We start from the raw sequence: 24,711 nt of genomic DNA, 5'->3' as shown, positions 1-24,711 counted from the left end.
TAAATATAGTATTTTTTATATGAAAAGTTTATGGTAATCTTCCCTATTTTATTTGTGATATTGCCTACATGTTTTTAAACCGGAATGAGAACTATAGTTATGTACTAAATTAAATGGAGGGATAAAAGAATGCAAAATCAAATGAATCAACAAGTAATGATGCAGCAGTCACCTAATATGCAGCCTAAAATGAATCATGGTGGACATGAAATGTTTGAATCACAAGAAGTAATTTCAGGAATGATTGGTATGTTGGATCAATATCTAATGTACAGCCAATTTATAAAGGATCAAGAATTAAAGAATATTCTTCAACGTCAATATTCCTTTATTAGTGACTGTTATAACATCATGGTTGAATCCTTTTCAACAGGTAATAAACCTTCGCATTCTACAGAGGTCTTTAATATGCAACAAAGTAATGATGTTTTTTATGGTCTAAAGCCTTCTCAACCCAAAAAACCTGTTCAGTCTATAAACGAATTAGGAGACCAATGTGTATCTTCCTTTATGCTTGGTCAATGTAAATCAATGGCTGGCTTATTAAGCGTGTCTGCTTGTGAAATTACAAACCCTGTTTTACGTCGAGTTGCAGCTGACAGTGTACCAAACTTTATTGAAATGGCTTATGAAATTTTCTTATATCAAAATAAAAATCACTATTATCAAGTGCCACAACTTCAACAACAAGATATGAATCAAATGCTAGGTGCTTATACTACTACACAGAATACACAAATGAGTCAGCAAAATAATAATATGATGATGCAGTAAGTAAGGATTTGCAGTCATATCATTTCCCCTACTATTTCCTATTTACAGAAAATAGTAGTTATGATATTTTATTAGATAGTCCCTTCCGAATCATTCGCGCTTGTTGCGGGACACTTAACCAATGTACGGATCGGAAGGGACTAGAGCGGCAAACATTTTGTTTGCTGCTTTCTTTTTGTCATCAAAATAGTGCCAAACTACATATTATCTGCTATTATTATAAGTATAGAGAACGATCTATAAAATGAATTCTAAATTGGTGTTTTTTCAGGAGGAACAAGTATGTCGGGTACATATGAATTTGTTTATTTACCAACCGATGTTGGAACGATTCGTATTGATATTTTTTATAAACATTCCATGTTTCATGTTCAAGCTGAATTAAATGATTTAATGACCTCTTCTTATGACCGTAAAAAAGTAGAAGCTGTGAAAAAATCATTACTCCTCTTAGCAAAAGAACATCATGCATTTGGGCATCATGAATAGAAAAATGTAAGATGCTTTCTTTTCCAAACATTAATATGCTTATAAAATTAATCGATATAACCGGTAGTTATACATCTAATTTCAGGTGTTCTAGCTGCCTATTTTTATGGATTTGACTAACAAGAGGTGATTAAGAATGATGTTAGAAGGTTGGTTTCTTTGGTTCATATTATTTTGGGTTGTGTTTTTAGTTTCAATGTTAGCCATTGGTGGTTTTTTTATGTTTCGAAAATTTTTACAAAGACTACCTAAAGAAGATGGTAAATCAGATCTTGATTGGCAGGATTACTATTTAGAAAAAACCAGACATTTATGGAATGAGGAAGAAAAAATTCTATTAGAAGAGTTAGTAGAGCCTGTTCCAGAACTATTCCGTGATGTAGCCGGGCAAAAATAGCTGGCAGGATTGGGCAACTCGCTTTAAAAGAAAACGCAAAAAAGGTTAACTTAGATTTAATAATACGTGGTTATATACTAGCTACCCCCAAACGGGATCATAAGTTTCTTATGAAAAGATTGAAAGAAAAACAAATAGATTATTCCCCTTATAAAGCTTTGTTTTAAAATAAAAACCCGAAATCATCTGATTTTCGGGTTTTTATTTGTGCTTTATTGAAGATTATGTACGAATATTTGTAGAAGCAATATGTTGTTTATGAATCTTCTGAAAAGACCGGTACATTGCGATTCTCCAAGGAACAATCATTCCAAATGCAAGGATCCAAAACATACCACTTAACTCTCCAACATCAATAGAATTACTTAAATATGACTTCATGATAATTCGAATAATGAGCAAACCAATTAAAATAAAGGCAAATGCTTTCGAACGTTTTAAGTATATTTCATTATCCCTAATTTCAAATTTAGAAGTCTTAATTAAAAAAATAGAAAAAAACATTCCAACAAAAAGTGCTTCAAAGAATTCAGCTGCTGTTACCCTAAACAAGGGATGAAGAAACATTAAAGCACCAGTACTCATAAAAAGTGGAGGTAATATAATTTTTTTGGCTGTAGCCGGCTTTTTGGCAGACTTCATTCGAATAAATAAAACAATTACTGCCATGACTACAGCAATAATAGAAGAAGCAATAGTTATCAAAAATATCAATCCTTTACTAGACCGCTGCTAGTTTTTAGTATATACGAAAATCACCTATATAAATAGATGATCTTACATTTTTCACTCTTGATTTTAGAAATTCCGTTTTCCAAGGTTGAAAAATAAAAACCATTTAAGAATAACTTAAATGGTTTTTGTCTCATTATCCCAGTACCCTTCCGACTGCTTCAAGTACACGATTTTCATCAAAAGGTTTTACAATAAAGTCCTTTGCTCCTGCTTCTATAGCTTCAACGACCATTTTTTGCTGCCCCATCGCTGAACACATAATAATTTTTGCATCGGGATATTTTTCCTTAATCTCCTTAAGGGCCTGTATACCATTTTTTTCTGGCATTGTAATATCAAGGGTAACTAGATCAGGTTGTTCTTTTTCAAAAAGAGTCACTGCCTCTAATCCATTTTCCCCCTCACCAACAACCTCATGGTTAGCCTTTATAAGTATATTAGATAAAGTCATTCTCATAAACTTGGCATCATCAACAATTAATATTCTAGCCATGCCTAGTTCCTCCTCAAACATGATAAAGAAAGATTGAAAACTTTCTTATTTGAAGGCGATTGACAGTTGACTTAATTGTGGACTTTTTTTCCTTTAGCCTACAATGCAATATCAGTCACACTACCTCCATTATATCAAATTTCACAACATAATATAGTTAAAATGACAATTTATTAAATTTCATTTAAGTGATATTAAAAACCTGTAAAACCACCAAAAATTCGTGTTAAAAAGATAATGATAGAGGTCATGATATCAAAGAATAATAATATTCCCATTACAATCATGATGTATCCTCCTATCTTCATAATTTTCATATTATGTTTTTTGATCCATCCTAGTTTTCCAATAAAGAAAGAAAGAACTAAGAAAGGTACAGCAAACCCTAATATATAGGCAATCATATAAATCATAGCTGAACCAGGATTTGTTGCTCCGAGCCAAATAACAGCCGATAAAATTGGCCCTGTACATGGTGTCCAGCCAGCAGCAAAAGCCATTCCAATCAGGAATGTACCCACAAATCCAGCTGGTCTATTCTTAATTTCAAAACGATGCTCTTTCATTAAAAATTCAGGTTTAAAGACACCTACAATCATTAATCCAAACACTATAATTAAAATAGCCCCGATTTGACGGATAAAATCTTGATAATTTTGAAAAACCTCGCCTATAAATGATGTTCCAAATCCAAGCGCAATAAATATTGAAGAAAAACCTATTAAGAAAAAAATTGTATGTAATAAACTTCTCTTTTGTAACAAGGCATTTTCTGTTTTTAACTCTCCTACCGAAACACCTGTAATATAAGATAAAAAAGCTGGGTAAAGCGGCAGACAACATGGTGAAATAAAGGACAGGAATCCTGCTCCAAATGCTAAAAATATATTTACATCAGCCATACTATTCCTCCTAAAAAGAACGTCTTCTCTATTCTAGCAAATGTTTCTTTCTAATATATGTATCAATCTGTGACATTTTTATGTCAATTGTATAACATCTGCCATTTTTTTCTTTTCATACCACCTATTAACCCTTTATAATATACTCATTGTTATTTTCTATCACAAGAAAAAAATGATATACTTTATGTATTCCAATTTTTTGACAGAAAGGACAAGTTCTCGTGTCTAAACAAGAAATGCTACAACTGATTGAAAAGAAACGAGCTGAGCTTATTGACATTGTCCTAAAGTACGGGGGCTTAATTCAACCATATCTATAAAATATAGCCAGGAGCTTGATACCTTATTAACTCAATACATTAAAGAGGATTTACCACGTAAAAATCAAGTTTATTCCTAAGAAATGATGAAGCACGCTACTAGGCGTGCTTTAGCTTTATATGGAGGATGCTATGTTTCATTTTAAAAACAACAATATACTTTACTCCTGTTTGAATACCCCCATCATTTTCGTCCATCTCCCTATGTTTTTATTTAACCTTAACAAATTTGTATCCTTAGATAATCATTGATCAATTAATATTTTCATCTGAGTGAAAAGGGTTATATTTTTCCTTATTTGCTTTTCGAAAAATTATCTGTTATGCTTTAGAAGAATTATTTTTGTTCATATGTAAGGAAAGAATAAGTTTTTAAAACTTTCGCCTTTGATATCTAATTGAGCAACTATAGTAATAAATTGTGGATTGAATCCACACAGGAGGCAACAATTATGCAACAAGGTACAGTAAAATGGTTTAACGCAGAAAAAGGTTTCGGTTTCATCGAAGTTGAAGGTGGAGACGATGTATTCGTACATTTCTCAGCTATCCAAGGCGAAGGATTTAAATCTTTAGACGAAGGTCAAAAAGTAACTTTTGACACAGAACAAGGCCAACGTGGTCTTCAAGCTACTAACGTAAACAAGGCATAATTATTAAAGGACTCTGTATTAGAGTCCTTTTTTATTTTCTCTCTTCTCTATTTTTAGAAAATAAAAACCCCCACTCTAAAATGAATGGGGGGAGGCAAACATACTAAAAGGTATTTCAATGGTTAACTAAGGATAGCATACTATTTGAATAATACCTAATAAAAATAAAAAAAGTTTAGAAATTGATATTTAAATCTGAAGATCCTCATATATGAAAATGTCTTAATAAATCATCTAATGCATAACGTGTTTCAGATAATATAAAAATTATTGGAAATTATCGAGTAAACCGTCCAATACCTAAATCTCACAAAAAATTATCGAGTAAACCGTCCAATACCTAAATCTCACAAAAAAATCCCTACCAATTCAGGAAAAGGTTTATTTTCAATTAATTACTTATGTTAAACCAAACTTCATCATCCCAACCTTGATTAAATACAGCTAAAGGCTCATCATTTTCATCTACCATGAAATATGTCCAACCTTCATGTTCTGCACCTTCATACAAGTCGTTTCTTAAGTCTGGTTCAAGACCAGCAATAGAAATCCAGTCATCATACGTTACTCCACTTCCACTAACAGCTTTAAAATTAGCATGATTTATATCATAAGGTTCTTTTTCTAATTCAAGAACACTTATTCTAAACTTAGCTAACACGTATTTCATACCGGCATCTGGTGAATTGTTATACATGTTTGCTTCTTTTACCAAAGTTAATGCTTCATCACCCGAGATTACATCTGTTAGTTCAATCTCATATTTAACATGACCGTCTAACCAATCATCTTTTTCAACAAGTAATGTTTCACCAATTTCTGCTGGATTCTTTCTAGAATTTTTATTATTAAGTTCGTTTAATTTGTCAACAATATCACTTTTTATGCTAGATAGTCCATTGTTCACTTTAGCAGGTAACTGTTCATACCCACCAGCTTCTTTAATTTCTACTGCTCTTTTTTCTAATCTTTCAAGCTTTGCAAAGTCACTATTTGCTTTATCAACTTTGTTTGCTGTAAGTGAGTCATTTATTACTTTCATTAATCTATATTGAGACACTTCATAAATAACACGTTCCCTTGCAATCTTTGCTGGCTTTATATACTTAATATTCAAAGCATCTCTGTTAGACTTTCCTGAAACCTTTCCAATTGCTCTTTCAGTCTTCTTAATATCATTAGAAAATGAATCATACTGATCATCAATTGAAGATATGTCACCCGAGTTAATTGTGGAATTGAAACTAGATAACTTTGTTTTAAGTACCTCACCTAAATTTGCAGCATCAGTGTAACTACTTGCACTAGCAGTATTTACTGTTAATGTTAACGCAACCAATACTGTAAACATTGATAATATTATTTTTTTCATGGTCTTCTCCCTTCAGTTTGAAATCTATTAATCATGGAAATATTACCATATATTTCTACAATCTGTAAAACACAGAACCTATCTACATACTTCAGTTTTCTATTTATAGCTTTAACTAAAGCACTTATCATAGAGATAAGAGGGATTTCATAATCGTTTGTAACATTATATTACGGCTTCATAATCACATACTTTTTTCTTTAAAGTGCATTTTTAGTAGATTCTGTTACTTTTTCACCTTCTACTACATCAAACACCCATTTCCTTGTTGGGTATGAAGAAATACATCCCTACAAAGAAATGTATAAAGTGAGATACTTGCTATTTCTTCTGCAAAGTTTTTAAAACTTGATTGTCAGAATATTGACTGTCTACTGTTTTGATTTGGTGCAGCAATCAATCGTGGTATCTTTCTGTTAGCATCTAAAGGGTTTACTATGTTTGTGTTCACATAATTGCTCATAACTGTTTCTGCATTGCCTGTTTTATTGTCATACACTGTGTGAGAAGGTGGCAAAGTAATCCTTTGGGTTAACAATTGCTTTTTATGAGAATCCTCTACCAAGCCAATTTTCAGATGCTTTACCATTCTCATTTTATCGACAAGAAACCGCTTAAGTTGCTTTTTAATTCCTGATGTTTTTTTTCATTGTTTCAGGGGGATATCCCTTCGCCTGATAGTGATAGATATACTCTCGTAAAACATCTTCTAATAGCATAAAAAAGACCACTTTTTCATCAGAAAAAGTGGTCTTCTACGTTATGTAAGAAAGATTAAGCAGTTTATATTAAAAATCCCGGAGAAAGTTTCACCAATAACAGTTATTCTACTTAGGATTTCAATCTGTAAATCGCTTAAAACCTTGCTATATCAACGTTTGTTACTTTTGCATCTTATTCATCTGTGACATCATTTGATTGATTTTCTTTTGGGATGGTTTTTGTCCCATTTGCATCATCATCATTTTCAGCATTTGTTCGTTAATTGGTGGATTTTTCTTCAGGTAATTCATCATATATTTACGCGCAATGAAAAATCCTAGTGCAACTCCAGCAAGTAAAGCTAGAATGCCTACTAGAATAACAACCCATAATTGCATTGTATTTCCTCCTTCGTGTTGTCTATTTTACAGTGTACTAAATCCATTGATATTATACAACATTTGCACTATAATTTCTTTATATTTTATCCAAAATTTCTTTCTTTTATTGGGTTTAGCCACCCATATCTTTCACCTTTTAAGTCCATCGCTAAAAAACAAGGATCAAATTTTCTTAACACTTCAAAAAATATAGTTTCTGCCTCATAACTTCCATCAGAAGAAAGCTCAAGATGACGATTTTTCACTATTAATGTTGCATTACCAAGATTTCCTTTTAACTCAATTTTATGGATATTTTGGAACACTTGATAATCCGAACGCTTTGATAAATGAGTTCCAAGTAATTGATGAATAAATAACATTGGAATAGGCTTAGTTATATAATTTATTTGCTTCTCTAGTGTGTTTTCATGTTCAGAACGGGCAATTGTCCAGTGAAAATCTTGAAACAGATGGTAGATTTTAGACTCACGACCAAAGTAGTGACTTGCAAATTCTTCTTCTATTAAGTAAATATAATAGTGTCTCACTATTTCACTCTCCTCAACCATACTATTTCTCTTATTATAAAAGAACAGAGAAGCAATTATTGTCTTAAACTGGAGAGAGAAGACACTATTTTTGTCGAACATTCGAGGCCTATCATTACTTAAAGAAGAATGCCCTATTCACTTCCAACTAAAAAGGAATAAATCATTGATTTATTCCCTTTTAATGTAGATCTTTGCTTCTCTCATTTTTTAGCTTTTGCGGCGTTACATCATTACCATTCGGATCAACAACTGTTACTCCCTTTAAAGTGTTTTTCATAGAAGATCGAAACACTTGTAAATACTCATTTCGAAGAGATTGTTGTTCTTTCTTTTCTTTATCAGTTAGTCCTACTGACTTTGATTTCTTGGATAATTCATTTATTCGATCGATTTTAAATTTCGGTAACATGTTTTATAAACTCCTCTCTTAAACATATAGACTTCAATCTTACAGCTAACCTCTCAAAGAGATTAAGTATAATATCACTTTAAAGTCTTTTAAATGATACAAATGACATATTACTAAATAGAGGAGAAAATAACAACTTTAAAACATATTTTTTTCACCAATAATTTACCTATCAAGATTCTGTAGATTATTTTCATCAACATATTCTTGGTATCTTCTGTGTACAGTAGCCTTACTAACTCGAAACCCTAATCCCCTAAGAGTTGAAGCAATTTCTCCAAATGTTAGGTTTTTCTTCCTTAACTTAAGAATCTCTTCTATTGGTAAATCAATCTTCTCACGGCCCCCTCCCTTATCAATGTTTTTTAAATTTTTAAGAGGATTGTAACCATTCTCTATTGCACGGTTCATGCCTCTTCTAATTTTGTAATTAACAAGCTTCCGTTGGAATTCTTCAACAGTTGCAAGAATACTCAGTACCATTTCATCTGTTTCTGACAGTTCAGGCTCTCCACGTTCATTAAGAGTGAAAATCTCAGCTTTCATTTTTCTTATTTCATGCAAAAGGGCTATTTTTTTGCGTGACCCCGTCCTAATCTTGTATCATCTTGAACTAATAATATAGAAGCCTTCTTTTCTTTTAATATGGATAGAGCTTCAATAATTCCATCACGGTCTATGTCATATCCACTATGTCTTTCCTCTATTATCTTTATAACTTCAATATTATGTAGCGAAGCCAGCCTTAATAGCTCCTCTTTTTGCCTATCAATTGAAGAGTCTTGACTATCCTTCTCTGTACTTACTCTACAATAAACAACTGCCTTCATTTTAAGATCATCCTCTACTTACTAGCAATTTGTTCAATTTGATAGATTTCATCCTTTTCGACAGGTACAAAAACAAATTCACCTGGCTTAACAACATTGGAATGAATGCCGTTTTTATCCTGTACCCACTTTACAAACTCTTGTTTTGAAATCTGGCTTTTTACATTAAACTCATCAGCAATTGACCAAAGGCTGTCACCCTCTTGAATCTCTACTTGATGATACTTATCCAAACTTTCTGAGTTACCAGTATACGTTATTGCTAGTGTAATTGCAAAAAGGACTAGAAAAAATGATACTACATATGTAAAAGATTCTTTTTTCATATTTTACACCTCATAGGAATATTTGTTCGTATTTGTTGAAATTAGTATAATACGAACGAACGTTCCAGTCAAGCGTTTTTCTCGAACTTATGTTTGTATATAAAGGTAAATGATGCTATAATAAACATAAATTAGAGGATCCGAGGTGTCACAGAGGATGACGAAACTATCAAAAAGGCAACAAGATATATTAACTTTTATTAAAGATGAGGTCCAAAAAAAGGGGTATCCACCTTCAGTACGTGAAATTGGAGAAGCTGTGGGATTAGCTTCAAGCTCAACAGTACACGGTCATTTAGCTAGATTAGAGTCAAAAGGTTTAATTAGAAGAGATCCTACGAAACCAAGAGCAATTGAAATTTTAGAGGAAGAAGAGACTCTTCATATTCCAAAGAGCAATGTTATTAATGTTCCAGTAATCGGAAAAGTAACAGCAGGTCTTCCAATTACAGCTATTGAAAATGTGGAAGAGTACTTTCCGCTCCCAGATCGATATATTTCAGACGATGAACATGTTTTTATGCTAGAAATTATGGGTGAAAGTATGATAGAAGCTGGAATATTAGATGGTGATTTAGTAATCGTCCGACAACAGCAAACGGCTAACAATGGTGATATTGTTGTGGCTATGACCGAGGATGATGAGGCAACTTGTAAAAGATTTTTCAAAGAAAAAGACTATATTCGCTTACAGCCAGAAAATTCAACAATGGAACCTATTATTCTTCGAAATGTGAGTATACTAGGAAAAGTAATTGGAGTTTACCGCACGGTTCATTAAGCTTGCCTGATCAGGCAAGCTTTTTATATGTAAATAAAAAAACTTAACACAAATTTGTGTTAAGTTTTTTTCTATTAATACATTGACATGTATTGTTCTCTTTCCCATGGATGTACTTGAGTACGGAACATATCCCACTCTATTTCTTTTGCTTCAATAAAGTGCTCAAATAAATGTTCACCTAAAGCATGCTTCATTGTGCTATCAGCTTTTAATAAGTCTAGAGCTTGAGCTAATGTTGCTGGTAGGTCTACGATACCATTTTCAACACGCTCTTCCTTTGACATAACATAAATGTTACGATCAATAGGTTTTGGAGCTTGAAGCTTATTTTTAATACCATCAAGACCCGCAGCTAAAAGAACACTCATAGCTAGGTACGGATTTGCTGCAGGGTCAACACTGCGTACTTCTATACGTGTACTTAACCCACGTGAAGCAGGGATACGAATTAACGGACTTCTGTTTTGTGCAGACCAAGCCACATAACATGGTGCCTCATAACCTGGTACAAGTCGTTTATAAGAGTTTACAGTTGGGTTTGTTACTGCTGTAAATGCAGGGGCATGTTTGATTACACCAGCAATAAATTGTCTAGCAGTATCACTTAATTGCAGTTCAGCGTTTGTATCTAAGAATGCATTCTCACCATTACTAAATAATGATAAGTTACAGTGCATACCAGATCCGTTTACACCAAACAATGGTTTTGGCATAAATGTAGCATGTAATCCATGCTTGCGTGCAATTGTTTTAACAACTAATTTAAATGTTTGAATATCGTCACATGCTTTAATTGCAGAAGCATATTTAAAATCAATTTCATGCTGACCAGGAGCTACCTCATGGTGAGATGCCTCGATTTCAAATCCCATTTCTTCAAGTTCTAGAACGATATCACGGCGGCAGTTTTCACCTAAGTCAGTTGGTGCTAAGTCGAAATATCCACCATTATCATTTAATTCTAATGTTGGTTCGCCTTTTTCGTCTAATTTAAATAAGAAGAATTCTGGCTCAGGCCCTAAATTGAAATCTGTAAACCCTAGTTCTTCCATCTCAGAAAGAAGACGTCGTAGGTTATTACGTGGATCACCAGCAAATGGAGTGCCATCTGGATTATAAATATCACAGATGAATCGTGCAACCTTTCCTTTTTCTGCTGTCCAAGGGAAGATAACGAATGTATCAATATCAGGATATAAGTACATATCAGACTCTTCGATTCGAACGAAACCTTCAATTGAAGATCCATCGAACATCATTTTATTATCAAGAGCTTTATCTAATTGGCTTACAGGAATCTCTACGTTTTTAATAGTTCCCAAAATATCTGTGAATTGTAGACGGATATATTTTACATTGTTTTCTTTTACTAAACTTACAATATCTTCTCTTGAATATTTAGCCACTTGAAAATCTCCTCTCCTATTTCAAAAAAGTTTTATATTCAATTTAATTTAATACTAACCAGATCAATGAAAGAACCTTGTCATGTCCCCTTGCCTTAATGTTGGACGATTAAAGCGTCCTGCCTGCATAAGCTCAGATTTTAAGAGCTTACGTAATTCAGCATCACTCAAATCAGGCTTTTCAACAGTTTTATGTTGCTCTTCTTTCTCTTCATTATGTGTACTTTTACGCGAGAAAATCTCTTTAATTCCAGCCAAGTTGACACCTTGTTCAATTAAATTACGAATCTCCAATAACTTGTCAACATCATTAAACGAAAACAATCTTCTGTTGCTTTCAGTTCGAGCTGGAAAAATAAGTTCATTCTCTTCATAATAACGAATTTGTCTTGCAGACAGATCTGTGAGCTGCATAACAATTCCGATAGGAAATAGGGGCATTGAGCGTCGTATGTTATCACTCATGTTATTCGCTCCTTTTAATTAACTAATCTTATTATAACTTATGTAATATTATGTGTCAATTATGTGTAAGGTTACATAACATAGGAGAATTACTTTCTATATAGTAATTATCTATCTATTGAAATTAGCTTTTGCTCAATTAGAGAATCAACAGCACTACAAACAGCTATTTTTACATGCGTGTATGTTAGTCCACCTTGAACGTATGCAACGTACGGCTCTCTTAGTGGCCCATCTGCGGTAAGTTCAATGCTGGCTCCTTGAACAAAAGTACCTGCTGCCATAATGACATCATCTTCATATCCAGGCATATAGTTAGGATATGGTGTAACATGGGAATTTATTGGTGAGGCGTACTGAATTGCTTGGCAAAAAGCAACCATCAGGTTTGGGTCGTCAAATTGTACAGATTGAATCAAATCAGTTCTTATACTGTTCCACTTAGGACTTGTTTTCAAACCAATTTCTTCTAAAAATGCTGAAGTAAATACTGCACCTTTTAACGCTTGGCCCACAACATGTGGTGCCAAAAAGAACCCTTGGTACATTTCCTGAAGGCTGTATAGTGAAGCACCAGCCTCTGCTCCAATACCAGGTGAAGTCATTCTGTACGAACACGCCTCTATAAGTTCTTTTTTGCCAACTAAATAGCCTCCTGTTTTCGCAAGTCCACCGCCAGGATTTTTAATTAATGACCCTGCAATCAGGTCAGCTCCAATATGACATGGCTCCAATTCTTCCACAAATTCACCATAGCAGTTATCAACGAAAATGACAATATCTTCTTTAAGAGATTTAACAAAATTTATCATTTCTTTAATATCTGATATTGTAAATGAAGGCCTTGTTGCATACCCTTTAGATCGTTGAATACCAATCATTTTTGTTTTAGGTGAAATGGCGTTTTTTACAGCTTCAAAATTTACAGTACCATCTCCGTTAAGGTCCACAGTATTGTAATCTATATTAAATTCTTTAAGTGAGCCAATACCGCTACCTCTAATACCTACTATTTCTTCGAGTGTATCATACGGTTTTCCTGTTATATATAGAAGTTCATCGCCTGGTCTTAAAACTCCGAAAAGAGCGATTGAAATAGCATGCGTTCCAGAGATAATTTGTGATCTTACTAAGCCAGCCTCCCCTCCAAACACATCTGCATACACTTTTTCTAAGGTGTCTCTACCAATATCATCATATCCATAACCTGTAGATGGAATAAAGTGAGAGTCACTAATTCGATGCTTCTGAAAGCTTTTTAGCACCTTAAATTGGTTTACCTCACTGATAAAATCAATTTGGTCATGAATCTTAGATATTTTTTGTTCAGCATTTTCAACAATTGGGGCAATAACTGCCCCGTTTTTTAATAACTTAAACATGTTTATTACCCTCTCCGTTATACCTATCTAGCTGTCCATTTATAGCATGTGTCGGGAGAACAAACCCTTCAATTTCATACATTTCTTTCTCTTCTATAAATTCTAAGTGTTCAATAAGAGATTCAGTTTTCAATTGCGAAATTAATCTACCTTCATTTGCCGGTAGTTGGATGGAATAATGTTTCATTTCTTTTTTTGCAATTTTCTCCACCTTATTCATCAACATTTTTAAATCTTCTTCAGAAAAAGCAGTAATTGTTAAATAATCCTCCGTCGGGGATGGTACGAATGATTCCGGAGTCTGATCTTTTTTATTATAAACGGTCAAAATTGGTATATCAGTTACATCCAATTGTTCAAGAAGCTTATATACAGTCTTTTCATGATTTGCGTAGTCTTCATTCGAGCTGTCAACAACATGAAGAATAAGATCGGCTTCTTTTACTTCTTCAAGTGTGGATCGAAACGCTGCCACAAGGGTTGTCGGTAAATCTTGAATGAAACCCACAGTATCTGTGATTAGAGCTTGATATGTTGATGGTAATAATACTTTTCTTGTCATAGGATCTAATGTTGCAAATAATAAATCTTCTTCAAATGTACCTGCTGTTGTTAATCGATTAAATATCGTTGATTTCCCTGCATTTGTATATCCTACCAAAGCAATTTGAAAAGCTTGGTTTTTCTTACGACGTTCACGATATCTGCTTCTGTGTCTAACTACAGTTGATAACTGCTGTTTTATTTCATTAATACGATTTCGAATGTGACGACGATCTGTCTCTAATTGAGTCTCCCCTGGTCCTCTTGTACCAATACCTCCCCCTTGACGTGATAAAGCAATACCTTGTCCAGTTAATCTCGGGAGCAAGTATTGTAGTTGTGCAAGCTCTACCTGAAGCTTACCTTCTTTTGATTTAGCACGTTGAGCAAATATATCTAAAATCAGTTGAGTACGATCTATAATTCGCACATCTACTATTGATGATAAATTTCTTAATTGACTTGGTGATAACTCATCATTAAAAACAACAATATCTGGACTATATTCCTCAACTAAACTCAATAATTCATCTACTTTTCCTTTACCTATGTATGTAGCGGGATGTGGCCTCTCCCTTTTCTGTGTCATTTGGCTAATTACTTCACCATTAGCTGTTTTCGTTAATGAAGCTAACTCCTCCATTGAATAATGGAAATGTTCGTCAAGTATTGTTTGAAGCTGACAACCAACTAATATTACCTTTTCTTTTAGTACATCCAATGTATTATTCAATAAAAAACCCTTCCCTTACGCTGTTTTTAGCATTTTAATCATATCAAACATTACTGTAATTCTCTAATTATTTCTGTTATAGACCTAGTATAAACAGTTTTGGACCTATAATATTCTTTTCCACCTTGCACGCAAGCAGAATACTAAAAAATAGAATTGACCTTTATGTAGGTTACATATACAATTATTTCGGCTGAATTAATACAACTGGGGGAATTATTTTGACTTGGGACGTTTTAAGTATTATTGGAACAATTGCTTTTGCAATTAGCGGTGCAATTGTAGCAATGGAAGAAGAGTATGATATATTAGGAGTATATATTTTAGGTATTGTCACGGCATTTGGCGGTGGTGCAATTCGAAATTTACTTATTGGTGTCCCAGTCAGTGCCTTATGGGAACAAGGAGTGCTTTTTCAGGTAGCCCTTTTTGCTATGACGATTGTTTTTATTTCCTAATCGATTATTACAACATTGGGAAAAATGGGGGAATTTTACTGACGCAATCGGTCTTTCCGCATTCGCCATACAAGGTGCTTTATATGCTGTTAACATGAATCACCCTATTAGTGCAGTAATCGTTGCAGCAGTATTAACAGGTAGTGGTGGAGGAATTGTCAGAGACATCCTTGCAGGACGTAAGCCACTAGTACTTCGTGCAGAAATTTATGCCTTTTGGGCAATTATTGCTGGATTTTTAATTGGCTTTAAGCTTGTTAACGAGCCTTTCGAACTTTATATTCTTTTTGGATTAATTGTATTACTTAGAGTTCTGTCTTATACATATAAGTGGCGTTTGCCAAACCGAAGTTTCAAACCATCAACAAAGAATGAATCAATCTCAGGATAAATATAGAAAAAGGCAACTATAATGGAGTTGCCTTTTTTAAATTTCAGCTGATTTCCTGAAGTTCTTCTCTTGATCGACTAACTTTACATTTTATATAAGTATGGGTTGTATCAAACATATCTGCAACATATAACGTTGCTCCATAATAGGTTTTTTCGTTAGTCATTTCTTCGTTAACAATATAATCATAAATTGCGGATTCAATATCTTGGAAGAATGGTAAAATGGCTTCGTTATTTTTAATTATTTGATATAGTTGAACTGTTAAAAATGGATTTTTATCGTATTTTTCCACCAATTGATTAATGACAGATTCGTTAAGTGACAAGTTATTTTCAACAAGGTATTTTAGCTGTTCTAAAAATAATTTGTTATCACACATCCTAATCACTCCCTCTTATAGTTTGTATTCTAACATTTAGAGGGTATTATTGAAAGCGTTTCCAAAGTTGTTTTTTATAGCTTTTTTCGATTGAATATTACTGGTTTAATGCTAAATTTATATGACTCTATATTTATACAAATTAATTCATAATGAACCTGAAAGTTATGGTTAAGAACTTTTTATTGTCTATAAGAATTATAATGATTATTTTTCACATTCACTACAAACTCTAACTTATTTTTATTCAGTTAATTTAGAGGCAATACATGTTAAGGTTTCTGAAATCAATTTTTATTTATTAATTCCTTTCTCCTAAATATCCTGAATGCCCTCACCGATTGATTAATCAAGAATACTTTATATGATAGCTACAAAAAGAAAGGTGTGATTATAATGAAATGGAGAAATTATGGTTTATGGACATCTATTGCTTCTCTTTTATATATGGTATTTAAAGATTTAGGCCTACAAATTGATCTAACAAGTTGGGAAACTTATGTCACATCTGTTTTAGGTATTCTTGTTACATTGGGAATTATTTCAAATCCTGAAAATGGAAAAGGATTTTTTAATAAAAAAACAGACAATCCCATAACCCCTTCTGTTATGACAAACCTACAGCCAACTAAAAATAACTTAAATCAATCCGAAGAAACAACAACCACATTCTCTGAAGAAGCTGTACCTGATCGTAAATATGAACCTTATGAGAAATAAAATATATTAATATCATGTTCTTTAATCACAATGGAATTAGCAACTTAAGGAAAACACAAAACGATAGTCATCAATTGACTATCGTAAATATATTTGTTTATTGAATGGTACTGTGCAAGTACCTTTTTTGTTTTAGAAATCGAAAATGTCTATTTTTCATTTTCAATTTTTTCGATTTTAACAATCCCATTAATATGATTTTCAGATTCTACATAAGCCACAATCTTATCTTTCACTTCAAGTTTTTCTGTTAAAGGATGTTTAATATTCTCGCTATTAAATTGTATTTTAGTTTTTCCATCTGTTGATTGTCCATGATATTCATTACCATCAACTTTTGTAATAACATAAGTGAATGTTTTATAATCTTCTTTGATTTCACTTGTTGTTACTTCTATAGATGTTCCTCCGGCGTCCGGCTTAATCAAGACAATACAAATCCCTAATAGGACTCCTGTTAAAACGAGTAAAAGAATTAGTTTTATTTTCATCATTACCTCCATATCGAAAAAACTGTCCCGCAATTGAACAGACAGTGCAAATAGTAACCTGATATATGATGTATGATAAAAATATAAAAAAAGAACGGCTAGCGCCTCTTAAAAATATTATTAAGAACAAAAGCCCCCAGTTAATTAAAATGGGGACAATGCCTTGAAAGTCGATCTCAATAAAAAACAACTTTAACCTCAATTACTTTTATGTTCATTTAATACCAAATCTTGACTTTTTATTGTTAAAAGATCTTCTCGATTATATCTGTCCGTTAATAATAACCTCATCGCTTGTGAACGGATAGACTTTTCAATTATGTTCCGAACGTAGCGACCATTACTAAACTTTGATGGATGTGTTTCCGTTTTAACAGCCATTAAATGTTCTTTGAGTTTGATTTCTGCATCTTGGTGAAATCTGTATTCTCGTTCTGTCATCATAAGTTCCGAAATATCCATTAAGTCGTCAACAGAATAATCAGGAAAATCTACAACAAGTGGAAACCTTGATAAAAGTCCTGGGTTCAAAGACAAAAAGTTTTCCATTTCACGTGGGTATCCGGCTAAGATTAATACAAAATCATGCTGCTTATCTTCCATATGTTTGACCAATGTATCAATTGCTTCCTTACCAAAGTCTTTTTCTCCTCCTCTAGCAAGAGAATAGGCTTCATCAATAAATAATATCCCACCAAGTGCTTTCTTAATTAAATCCCGAGTTTTTTGTGCAGTATGCCCGATATATTCTCCGACAAGATCTGCCCTTTCTGCTTCAATAAGATGTCCTTTTGATAAAACATTCATTTGAAAAAATAGTTTTCCAACTAATCTTGCAACAGTTGTTTTTCCTGTACCAGGATTTCCTTTAAACATCATGTGAAGTGCTTGCTTTCCTACTTTTAACCCCTGTTCTTCACGCTTTTTATTTATAAAAATCCAAGCGTAAATTTCTTTTATCATTCTCTTCATTTCATTCATCCCGACAAGCGAGCCCCATTTCTTCCTCAATTTCCTTTAAAATCGCGTGCTTGACCTCTACCTTAGGAATTTTTAAGTCATATGAAGAGGAGCTGACTTCCACTTTTTCTTTAGATTGATTGTTTAAAATTATATTTATTTGTCCATTTGTTTTATATGTGAATGCTTGATCACGTTCCAAAGACCTTCACCTCACTATCTGTTACTTAGTATACGTGAGCTTTTTAAAAATTTGACTATGGAATGAAATTGTCCAAACGGCAAACGCAAAAAAGGAGGAATTTTGTTGGTTTCTGCGCTTTCCCAAGAAATATCCATTCCTTTATCTATATTCAGTTTTCCATAAATTAAAACCTTGAGATCTATTTAAATGATAAATTTCAAAAAATAAAGGGAGTTGATGTTTTTCATCAACTCCCTTACTTTTATTGCTCTAGTTCTATTTGTATGTTTTTTTGTGGTGAAAATGTTGAAATAGCATGTTTGTAAATAAGCTGTTGCTTACCCTCTGTTTCTAACAATACTGTAAAGTTATCAAAGCCCTTAACAAGGCCTCTTAATTGGAATCCATTTAATAAAAAAACAGTTACAAAAGTTCCATCCTTACGAAGTTGATTAAGAAATTGATCTTGAATATTGATTGATTGCTTCATGTTTCGTCCTCCTCTTTTATCTATACCTTTTAATTCGATTAAAGTTTCAGCTTTCCTGCTATGTATGTAAAAATTTCATCCAGCTTTTGTTCATGATTTATAGGTGGGGTCATATTAAACCATTTAACATCCATTTTATTTCGAAACCATGTTAACTGACGTTTAGCATATCTTCTTGAATTCTGCTTTAATTGGATTATTGCATCTTCAAGTGATGTTAAACCATCAAGGTAGTCATAAATTTCTTTGTAGCCTATTGCTTTTATTGCCTGTGTATCACGTATGCCAATATCATACAGCTTCTTTACTTCCTCAATGAGTCCTTGTTTGATCATAGAATCAACACGCTCGTTAATCCTGGCATATAAAATATCTCTGTCCATCGTTAAACCAACTAAGGCTACATCATACAAAAGTTGGCTTTCCTGTTGTTTCAGATGCTCTGCCATTGTCACACCGGTACAATGAAAAATTTCTAAGGCTCTAATAACTCTTCTTGTATTATTTGGATGGATTTTACTAGCAGACTCCGGATCAACATCAACTAATAATTGATGTATGGCATGTTCACCATTAATTTTTAGGGATTCTTCAAGCTTCTTCCTAAATTCAGGATCTGATGGAGATTCAGTAAACTGATAATCATATAAAACAGATTGTATATATAAGCCTGTCCCTCCAACAATCATTGGCATTTTGTTTTCTCTTGTAATGTCATCAATTAAGGGTCTAACTTTTCCTTGAAATTCCGCTACTGAAAAATCGTCATCCGGATTTTTAATATCTATAAGATGATGAGGAATACCCTCCATCTCATCTGCGCTAATTTTGGCTGTTCCTATGTCCATGCCTTTATAAATTTGCATTGAATCACCGCTAATAATTTCACCATCTAACCGGTGGGCAAGGTCAATGCTAAGTTTCGTTTTTCCAACTGCTGTTGGACCAATGATGACGATGATTTTCTTTCTATTCAAACACAACCACTCTTTCACATCAAATAGATTCTACGTTCATCATCTTATCATGTGTACGATATGAACACCAGATTATTGTTTCCTTTTTAATATAATTGTAAACATTCTATTATTATTTTTTCAAACTGGGTAATAAACGTTATAAACAGCAATTTTATATAAAATTTTCAGGAAGAAACCTTTACATTTTCAGTTTACATAACATTATTATTTTTCATTTTAAGTTAAAATCAATACAAACAAAGTGAAAATCTAGATTATTTTAAAAACTAGAATTTCACATTAATCTATGTAAAAAGTGAGATGCGATAAAGAATCTCGAAAAGTAATACCGGTTTCGAAAAATATGGTTTTATAGCTTTTTACATTTTTAGAAGTCTTTCACTAAAATTAAAAAAGCCTCAAAAAAGAGGACTGTTGTTCTGATTTAATACTTCTGTTTTTTCACATTACTCTCTTAAACATCTTCTCCATTTCATAAGTCGAGTAATGAACAATAATCGGCCTTCCATGTGGACAAGTAAATGGATCAGTAGTTTTTCTTAACGTTTCAAGTAATGCAAAAATCTCATCGTTCCGCAAGTGATGGTTCGCTTTGATGGAAGCTTTGCAACTCATCATAATCGCTGCTTCTTCACGAAGTTTCTTAATATTTATCTTCTTATCATCGAGTACCTGCTGAATGATTTCCTCGATCGTACTCTTTTCTTCATCTCTAGGAAACCACTGTGGATGAGAGCGTACAATGTAACTATTACGACCAAAAGGCTCAAGAAAAATCCCCACTTGTGCTAATGCATTTAAATGTTCTTCAATAATCATTGTCTCATTAGTTGAGTATTCAAATGTTAGAGGCACCAAAAGCTCTTGAACCTCCGAGTGAACCTCTCCGACTTTTTCTTTAAAGTATTCATACTTAATCCGCTCTTGTGCAGCATGTTGATCTATGATAAATAGCCTCTATCATTTTGAAATAATATATATGTTCCATGCATTTGACCAATTGGGTATAAAACAGGTACTCTTTCTTCTTGTAATAGTGGTTGTTGATTCTGTTTATCATCATAAGACAGGTTCTCTTCAAAAACCTCTTCTTCATGATGAACTGCCACTGTTTCAGTTTCATGATGAAATTCTTCATCTATTTGATCCTGATGTTGCCAGCTAATCTCTATTTTATTATAAAGCTGTTGTTCTTTTTCCTCTAATATTGGTGTTCTCTGAGTTAAGGATGTTTGTTGAAATGCTGAGGCTTTTCATTAACATCCTCTCTACTATGATCAAAGGTAAATTGTTGCTGCTCATCATCCGACTTTACTTTCGTCATTTTTGGAGATTCTACAGATGGTATAAGTTGCTGTTGTTTAAAGACATCTTTTATTCCATTTGTAATCAGTTCATTTAGTTCTGCTTCCTTACTTAACCTCACCTCAAGCTTAGAAGGATGAACATTCACATCAACTAATAACGGATCCATTTTTATTTCTAAGAATACAATGGGAAAGCGTCCTATTGGGAGCAATGTATGATATCCTTGCTGAATGGCCTTAACAAGGGAATAATTTTTAATAAATCGCCCATTAATGATCGTTGATATATAGTTTCGGGAGGCTCTTGTTATTTCAGGTAAAGCAACATAGCCATTTATTTCAAAATCTAAAGACTCTAACGTTAACTTTTTCATTTTTTTCGCAATGGAAAGTCCATAGATTGAAGCCAATACCTGACGAACATCTCCATTTCCATTTGTATGAAGAAGCTTCTTACCATTATGAACTAAGCGTATGGACACCTCTGGATGTGCAAGTGCAATACGGTTTACAATGTCCGTAATGTTTCCTAATTCCGTGTGAACAGTTTTCATGTATTTCAACCTGGCTGGTGTATTGAAAAAGAGATTTCTAACCGTGATATCTGTTCCTTTTCGACTTGAGGTTGATTCATGTTTTTCAATTTTCCCACCAGATAAAATTAGATTTGTCCCAGCTCCTTCCCCTGTACTTGTTTTCATATCAAGTAAAGAAACAGAAGCAATACTTGGAAGCGCTTCTCCTCTAAAGCCGAGAGTTCGAATCCGAAAAAGATCATTTTCATCTTTAATTTTACTTGTGGCATGACGGTGGAAAGCATTTAAACAATCATCAGGTTCAATTCCATCACCATTATCAACAATTCTAATTTTACCTAAACCAGCTTCCTCAATATCAATTTCTACAATCGTACTGTTTGCATCTACCGCATTTTCTAATAACTCTTTCACAACAGAAGCAGGTCGTTCAACGACCTCTCCTGCTGCAATTTTATTTGATAACATATCATCCAGGCGAATTATTTTCCCCAATTATCTCACCGCCTTCTTGCTTTTATTTCACCTTTTTCTGCAATTGATATAGTGCATTGATTGCATCAAGAGGAGTCATTTCTAAAAGATTCATAGATTTTAATTGATCAACAACATTTTGTTCTTTTTTAGATAGAGTTGGTACTTTAGTCGAAGGCTGTTGCCCATGATCCGGGAACAGAGAAAGCTGAGAGTCTATAAAAGATTCTTCTTTTACCCTTTCACTCTTCTTTGATGTGACAGAACTTGTCCCTTTACTGTCTTTTTCTAAATCCTTCAATATTTCTTTCGCACGTACAATTAAAGATTTTGGGAGTTCAGCAAGTTCTGCTACATGTATTCCATAACTTTTATCTGCTGCACCTTCTTCAATTTTGTGTAAAAACACAACTTTTCCATTTTCCTCAATGGCTTTTACATGAATATTTTTTAACGATTGTAATTGTTCTTCGAGAACTGTTAGTTCATGATAGTGTGTTGAGAATAATGTTTTAGCGCCTATTTTTTCATGAATATGTTCAATAATAGCTTGTGCTAGAGCCATACCATCATAAGTTGAGGTTCCTCTGCCGATTTCATCAAACAATATTAAGCTTTGAGAAGTAGCATGAGCAATGGCATTTTTAGCTTCAAGCATTTCTACCATAAACGTACTTTGACCTGATATGAGGTCATCAGCTGCACCAATTCTCGTGAAAATTTGATCAAATATAGGTAAAACAGCTTCTGAAGCAGGTACATAGCAACCTATTTGAGCTAGTATTGACGTTAAAGCTATTTGACGCATATACGTGCTTTTTCCTGACATATTTGGTCCTGTGATAAGCAGCATATGTCGTTCATTGTTAAAATAACAATCATTTGCTACGTATTCCTGAGTATCCATTACTTTCTCTACAACTGGATGACGACCATTCTTAATAAATAGTTCATTATATAAAGAAAATGCAGGCTTGCAATAGTGACGATTTTCACTTACAGTTGCAAAACACTGAAGTACATCTAATTCACTGAGACGTTTAGCTAAACCTTGTAATCTAGGGATATATTGCTTGATTTTTTCTCTAATCTCAACAAATAATTGATATTCTAATTCTACAATTTTTTCTTCTGCTTCTAAGATTAGTGACTCTTTTTCTTTTAGAGCAGGAGTAATAAAGCGTTCAGCATTAGACAATGTTTGCTTACGCTCATACATGCCTTCTTCTAAAAGGTGAAGGTTTGCTCTGGTTACTTCAATATAATAGCCAAAAACTTTGTTATAGCCAATCTTCAGTGACTTAATTCCTGTTTTTTGACGCTCTTGCTGTTCAAGCTGAGCAATCCAGGTTTTTCCATTTCGGCTGGCATCACGATACTGATCTAATTGATCGTTATAACCATCGTTTATAATGTTCCCTTCCTTAACGGATAAAGGTGGGTTTTCAATTATCGAACGTTCTAATAAATTTGTTAAATCCTCACAAGAATCTAACCTTTCTACAGAAAATGTCTCACTTTGTAAAGATTGACATAGACTTTCTATTGCTGGAACCTGCTGTAACGATTTTTTAAGTTGAATAAGGTCTCTTGCATTTACATTACCAAACGCTACTCGACCAGCTAGGCGCTCTAAATCATATACTTCCTTTAATAATTGCCTTAGGTTTTCTCGTTCGAAAAAGTGTTCCATTAAAGTTTCAACCATTGACAATCGCTTTTCAATTTTCACCTTATCTACAAGTGGCTTGTCTACCCATTGTTTTAAGAGTCTTCCACCCATTGCCGTCTTTGTTTCATCTAACAACCATAAAAGCGAGCCTTTTTTCCCTTTTGAACGAATTGTTTCTGTTAGTTCAAGATTTCTTTTTGAAAAAAGTCGATCTTCATCGCATCATGAAGATAGTACACTTTTAGTTTTTGCAAGTGATCTAAACTACGTTTTTGAGTCCGTTCTAAATAGGATAATAGTCTACCAAATGTTGTAACTAGCCGTTCATCATTTATTTCTTCAACCAGTGAAGAAAACTGTTCTGAAATTGATGATTCTTTTTGATAGGATAAAGTTGCTTGACATCGATCTATAAGCTGCTTTTTCCAGTTTTCTTGAAAATCACTTAAAATCACAATTTCTTTTGCACCTACAGAATAGATTTCGTTTAATAAATCATCAAAACTTGAACAATATGCAACAAGGTTTTCACCCGTTGTTAAATCACTTAATGCCAAACCAAATTGAGAATCAAATTCAGTTATGGAAGCAATATAATTGTTCTCTTTTTCTTGAATTCCTTTTCCATCCATTACAGTACCTGGTGTAATAAGTTGAACAACTTCTCTTCTAACTACACCTTTTGCCTGCTTCGGATCTTCGGTTTGCTCGCAAATAGCAACCTTATAACCTTTTGTAATTAATTGTTCGATATAGTTAGGAGCAGAATGATAAGGAACCCCACACATTGGTATTCTTTCTTCTCCGCCTCCATCACGGCTTGTTAAAGTAATTTCTAATTCCTGTGATGCCTTAACAGCATCTTGAAAAAACATTTCATAAAAATCTCCTAAACGGAAAAATAAAAAGGCATCTTGATAATCTGCCTTAATCTTTAAATATTGCTGTATCATTGGCGTGTAAGTTGCCATGTTTATCCTCCAATACCACTGTTAACGTTCTATATAGGTTATT

At 33.3% G+C, this 24,711-nt stretch carries 23 protein-coding genes and 6 pseudogenes; 8 read left to right on the top strand and 21 right to left on the bottom strand.

Going from position 1 to position 24,711, the window contains the following annotated elements:
- The first annotated feature begins 129 nt into the window (after positions 1 to 129).
- The 3 genes and pseudogenes from MVE64_RS24170 to MVE64_RS24160 all read left to right on the top strand — a co-directional run bounded on the left by MVE64_RS24170 (position 130) and on the right by MVE64_RS24160 (position 1,827).
- Positions 130 to 774: a spore coat protein gene (locus MVE64_RS24170; protein WP_247341839.1), complete on the top strand. Its 645-nt coding sequence runs from the start codon at positions 130 to 132 to the stop codon at positions 772 to 774.
- Positions 775 to 1,056: 282 nt separating this feature from the next.
- Positions 1,057 to 1,263 (top strand): hypothetical protein, encoded by a 207-nt coding sequence (locus MVE64_RS24165; protein ID WP_098799182.1) that lies wholly within the window; start codon positions 1,057 to 1,059, stop codon positions 1,261 to 1,263.
- Between the two features lie 139 nt (positions 1,264 to 1,402).
- Positions 1,403 to 1,827: pseudogene (locus MVE64_RS24160) on the top strand (DUF2621 family protein).
- Positions 1,828 to 1,882: 55 nt separating this feature from the next.
- Here MVE64_RS24160 and MVE64_RS24155 read toward each other — a convergent pair.
- From MVE64_RS24155 to MVE64_RS24145, 3 genes are all read right to left on the bottom strand, one after another.
- Positions 1,883 to 2,365, bottom strand: coding sequence for a CcdC family protein (locus MVE64_RS24155; protein WP_247341836.1), 483 nt, complete (start codon positions 2,363 to 2,365; stop codon positions 1,883 to 1,885).
- A gap of 163 nt (positions 2,366 to 2,528) precedes the next feature.
- Positions 2,529 to 2,888, bottom strand: coding sequence for a response regulator (locus MVE64_RS24150; RefSeq protein ID WP_098799184.1), 360 nt, complete (start codon positions 2,886 to 2,888; stop codon positions 2,529 to 2,531).
- 194 nt (positions 2,889 to 3,082) lie between these two features.
- Entirely contained in the window at positions 3,083 to 3,790 is a 708-nt protein-coding gene (locus tag MVE64_RS24145) for a cytochrome c biogenesis protein CcdA (RefSeq protein ID WP_247341833.1), read from the bottom strand.
- A gap of 313 nt (positions 3,791 to 4,103) precedes the next feature.
- Here MVE64_RS24145 and MVE64_RS28220 point away from each other — a divergent pair, with 313 nt between their 5' ends.
- Both MVE64_RS28220 and MVE64_RS24135 read left to right on the top strand, forming a co-directional pair.
- The gene (locus tag MVE64_RS28220) at positions 4,104 to 4,193 is read left to right on the top strand and encodes a hypothetical protein (protein ID WP_425594020.1); all 90 of its coding nucleotides are present in this window, start codon (positions 4,104 to 4,106) and stop codon (positions 4,191 to 4,193) included.
- Positions 4,194 to 4,565: 372 nt separating this feature from the next.
- Positions 4,566 to 4,766 (top strand): cold-shock protein, encoded by a 201-nt coding sequence (locus MVE64_RS24135; protein WP_026560151.1) that lies wholly within the window; start codon positions 4,566 to 4,568, stop codon positions 4,764 to 4,766.
- Between the two features lie 391 nt (positions 4,767 to 5,157).
- On the opposite strand, the gene MVE64_RS24130 is transcribed toward MVE64_RS24135, so the two are convergent.
- The 7 genes and pseudogenes from MVE64_RS24130 to yneA form a co-directional block, all read right to left on the bottom strand.
- Entirely contained in the window at positions 5,158 to 6,138 is a 981-nt protein-coding gene (locus tag MVE64_RS24130; protein ID WP_247341830.1) for a hypothetical protein, read from the bottom strand.
- Between the two features lie 355 nt (positions 6,139 to 6,493).
- Positions 6,494 to 6,727, bottom strand: coding sequence for a Gp37-like protein (locus MVE64_RS28215; protein ID WP_379050081.1), 234 nt, complete (start codon positions 6,725 to 6,727; stop codon positions 6,494 to 6,496).
- 292 nt (positions 6,728 to 7,019) lie between these two features.
- Entirely contained in the window at positions 7,020 to 7,238 is a 219-nt protein-coding gene (locus MVE64_RS24125; protein ID WP_098797247.1) for a YneF family protein, read from the bottom strand.
- 86 nt (positions 7,239 to 7,324) lie between these two features.
- Positions 7,325 to 7,792 (bottom strand): sporulation inhibitor of replication protein SirA, encoded by a 468-nt coding sequence (gene sirA / locus MVE64_RS24120; protein ID WP_379050084.1) that lies wholly within the window; start codon positions 7,790 to 7,792, stop codon positions 7,325 to 7,327.
- A gap of 160 nt (positions 7,793 to 7,952) precedes the next feature.
- Positions 7,953 to 8,183: a DUF896 domain-containing protein gene (locus MVE64_RS24115; protein ID WP_247341828.1), complete on the bottom strand. Its 231-nt coding sequence runs from the start codon at positions 8,181 to 8,183 to the stop codon at positions 7,953 to 7,955.
- A gap of 165 nt (positions 8,184 to 8,348) precedes the next feature.
- Positions 8,349 to 9,013 (bottom strand): annotated as a pseudogene (locus MVE64_RS24110) (YneB family resolvase-like protein).
- Between the two features lie 14 nt (positions 9,014 to 9,027).
- The gene (gene yneA / locus MVE64_RS24105; RefSeq protein WP_247341825.1) at positions 9,028 to 9,339 is read right to left on the bottom strand and encodes a cell division suppressor protein YneA; all 312 of its coding nucleotides are present in this window, start codon (positions 9,337 to 9,339) and stop codon (positions 9,028 to 9,030) included.
- A gap of 157 nt (positions 9,340 to 9,496) precedes the next feature.
- On the opposite strand from yneA, the gene lexA reads away from it, so the two are divergent.
- Positions 9,497 to 10,120 (top strand): transcriptional repressor LexA, encoded by a 624-nt coding sequence (lexA, locus tag MVE64_RS24100; RefSeq protein WP_247341822.1) that lies wholly within the window; start codon positions 9,497 to 9,499, stop codon positions 10,118 to 10,120.
- 74 nt (positions 10,121 to 10,194) lie between these two features.
- On the opposite strand, the gene glnA is transcribed toward lexA, so the two are convergent.
- From glnA to hflX, 4 genes are all read right to left on the bottom strand, one after another.
- Positions 10,195 to 11,529, bottom strand: a complete 1,335-nt coding sequence (glnA, locus tag MVE64_RS24095; RefSeq protein ID WP_247341819.1) for a type I glutamate--ammonia ligase — start codon at positions 11,527 to 11,529, stop codon at positions 10,195 to 10,197.
- A gap of 63 nt (positions 11,530 to 11,592) precedes the next feature.
- Positions 11,593 to 11,994 carry a MerR family transcriptional regulator gene (locus MVE64_RS24090; RefSeq protein WP_247341816.1) on the bottom strand — a complete coding sequence of 134 codons (402 nt, stop codon included), beginning with the start codon at positions 11,992 to 11,994 and terminating at the stop codon, positions 11,593 to 11,595.
- A gap of 107 nt (positions 11,995 to 12,101) precedes the next feature.
- Positions 12,102 to 13,376 (bottom strand): methionine gamma-lyase family protein, encoded by a 1,275-nt coding sequence (locus MVE64_RS24085; RefSeq protein WP_247341814.1) that lies wholly within the window; start codon positions 13,374 to 13,376, stop codon positions 12,102 to 12,104.
- Positions 13,369 to 14,652, bottom strand: coding sequence for a GTPase HflX (gene hflX, locus MVE64_RS24080; RefSeq protein WP_247341811.1), 1,284 nt, complete (start codon positions 14,650 to 14,652; stop codon positions 13,369 to 13,371). Before hflX ends, MVE64_RS24085 begins: the two co-directional genes overlap by 8 nt.
- A 221-nt stretch (positions 14,653 to 14,873) precedes the next feature.
- On the opposite strand from hflX, the pseudogene MVE64_RS24075 reads away from it, so the two are divergent.
- Positions 14,874 to 15,501 (top strand): annotated as a pseudogene (locus tag MVE64_RS24075) (trimeric intracellular cation channel family protein).
- 43 nt (positions 15,502 to 15,544) lie between these two features.
- On the opposite strand, the gene MVE64_RS24070 reads toward MVE64_RS24075, so the two are convergent.
- Positions 15,545 to 15,883, bottom strand: a complete 339-nt coding sequence (locus MVE64_RS24070; RefSeq protein ID WP_247341808.1) for a hypothetical protein — start codon at positions 15,881 to 15,883, stop codon at positions 15,545 to 15,547.
- 396 nt (positions 15,884 to 16,279) lie between these two features.
- Here MVE64_RS24070 and MVE64_RS24065 point away from each other — a divergent pair, with 396 nt between their 5' ends.
- The gene (locus MVE64_RS24065) at positions 16,280 to 16,603 is read left to right on the top strand and encodes a hypothetical protein (RefSeq protein ID WP_247341805.1); all 324 of its coding nucleotides are present in this window, start codon (positions 16,280 to 16,282) and stop codon (positions 16,601 to 16,603) included.
- Positions 16,604 to 16,752: 149 nt separating this feature from the next.
- Here the strand turns inward: MVE64_RS24065 and MVE64_RS24060 are convergent, their stop codons facing one another.
- From MVE64_RS24060 to mutS, 6 genes and pseudogenes are all read right to left on the bottom strand, one after another.
- Positions 16,753 to 17,094: a hypothetical protein gene (locus MVE64_RS24060; protein WP_247341803.1), complete on the bottom strand. Its 342-nt coding sequence runs from the start codon at positions 17,092 to 17,094 to the stop codon at positions 16,753 to 16,755.
- A gap of 198 nt (positions 17,095 to 17,292) precedes the next feature.
- Positions 17,293 to 18,256 (bottom strand): annotated as a pseudogene (spoVK, locus tag MVE64_RS24055) (stage V sporulation protein K).
- Between the two features lie 244 nt (positions 18,257 to 18,500).
- Positions 18,501 to 18,728 carry an RNA chaperone Hfq gene (hfq, locus tag MVE64_RS24050; RefSeq protein ID WP_098797259.1) on the bottom strand — a complete coding sequence of 76 codons (228 nt, stop codon included), beginning with the start codon at positions 18,726 to 18,728 and terminating at the stop codon, positions 18,501 to 18,503.
- Positions 18,729 to 18,766: 38 nt separating this feature from the next.
- A complete protein-coding gene (gene miaA / locus MVE64_RS24045; protein WP_247341801.1) occupies positions 18,767 to 19,705 on the bottom strand; it encodes a tRNA (adenosine(37)-N6)-dimethylallyltransferase MiaA in 939 nt (312 codons plus the stop codon).
- Between the two features lie 444 nt (positions 19,706 to 20,149).
- Positions 20,150 to 22,046: pseudogene (mutL, locus tag MVE64_RS24040) on the bottom strand (DNA mismatch repair endonuclease MutL).
- Positions 22,047 to 22,068: 22 nt separating this feature from the next.
- Positions 22,069 to 24,668, bottom strand: a pseudogene (gene mutS / locus MVE64_RS24035) (DNA mismatch repair protein MutS).
- Between the last annotated feature and the right edge of the window lie 43 nt (positions 24,669 to 24,711).

Origin of the sequence: Metabacillus endolithicus (assembly GCF_023078335.1) — a bacterium.
GTDB lineage: Bacteria > Bacillota > Bacilli > Bacillales > Bacillaceae > Metabacillus > Metabacillus endolithicus.
Note: the sequence above shows the minus strand (reverse complement) of the source record. Positions and strands in the feature narration are given on the sequence as shown.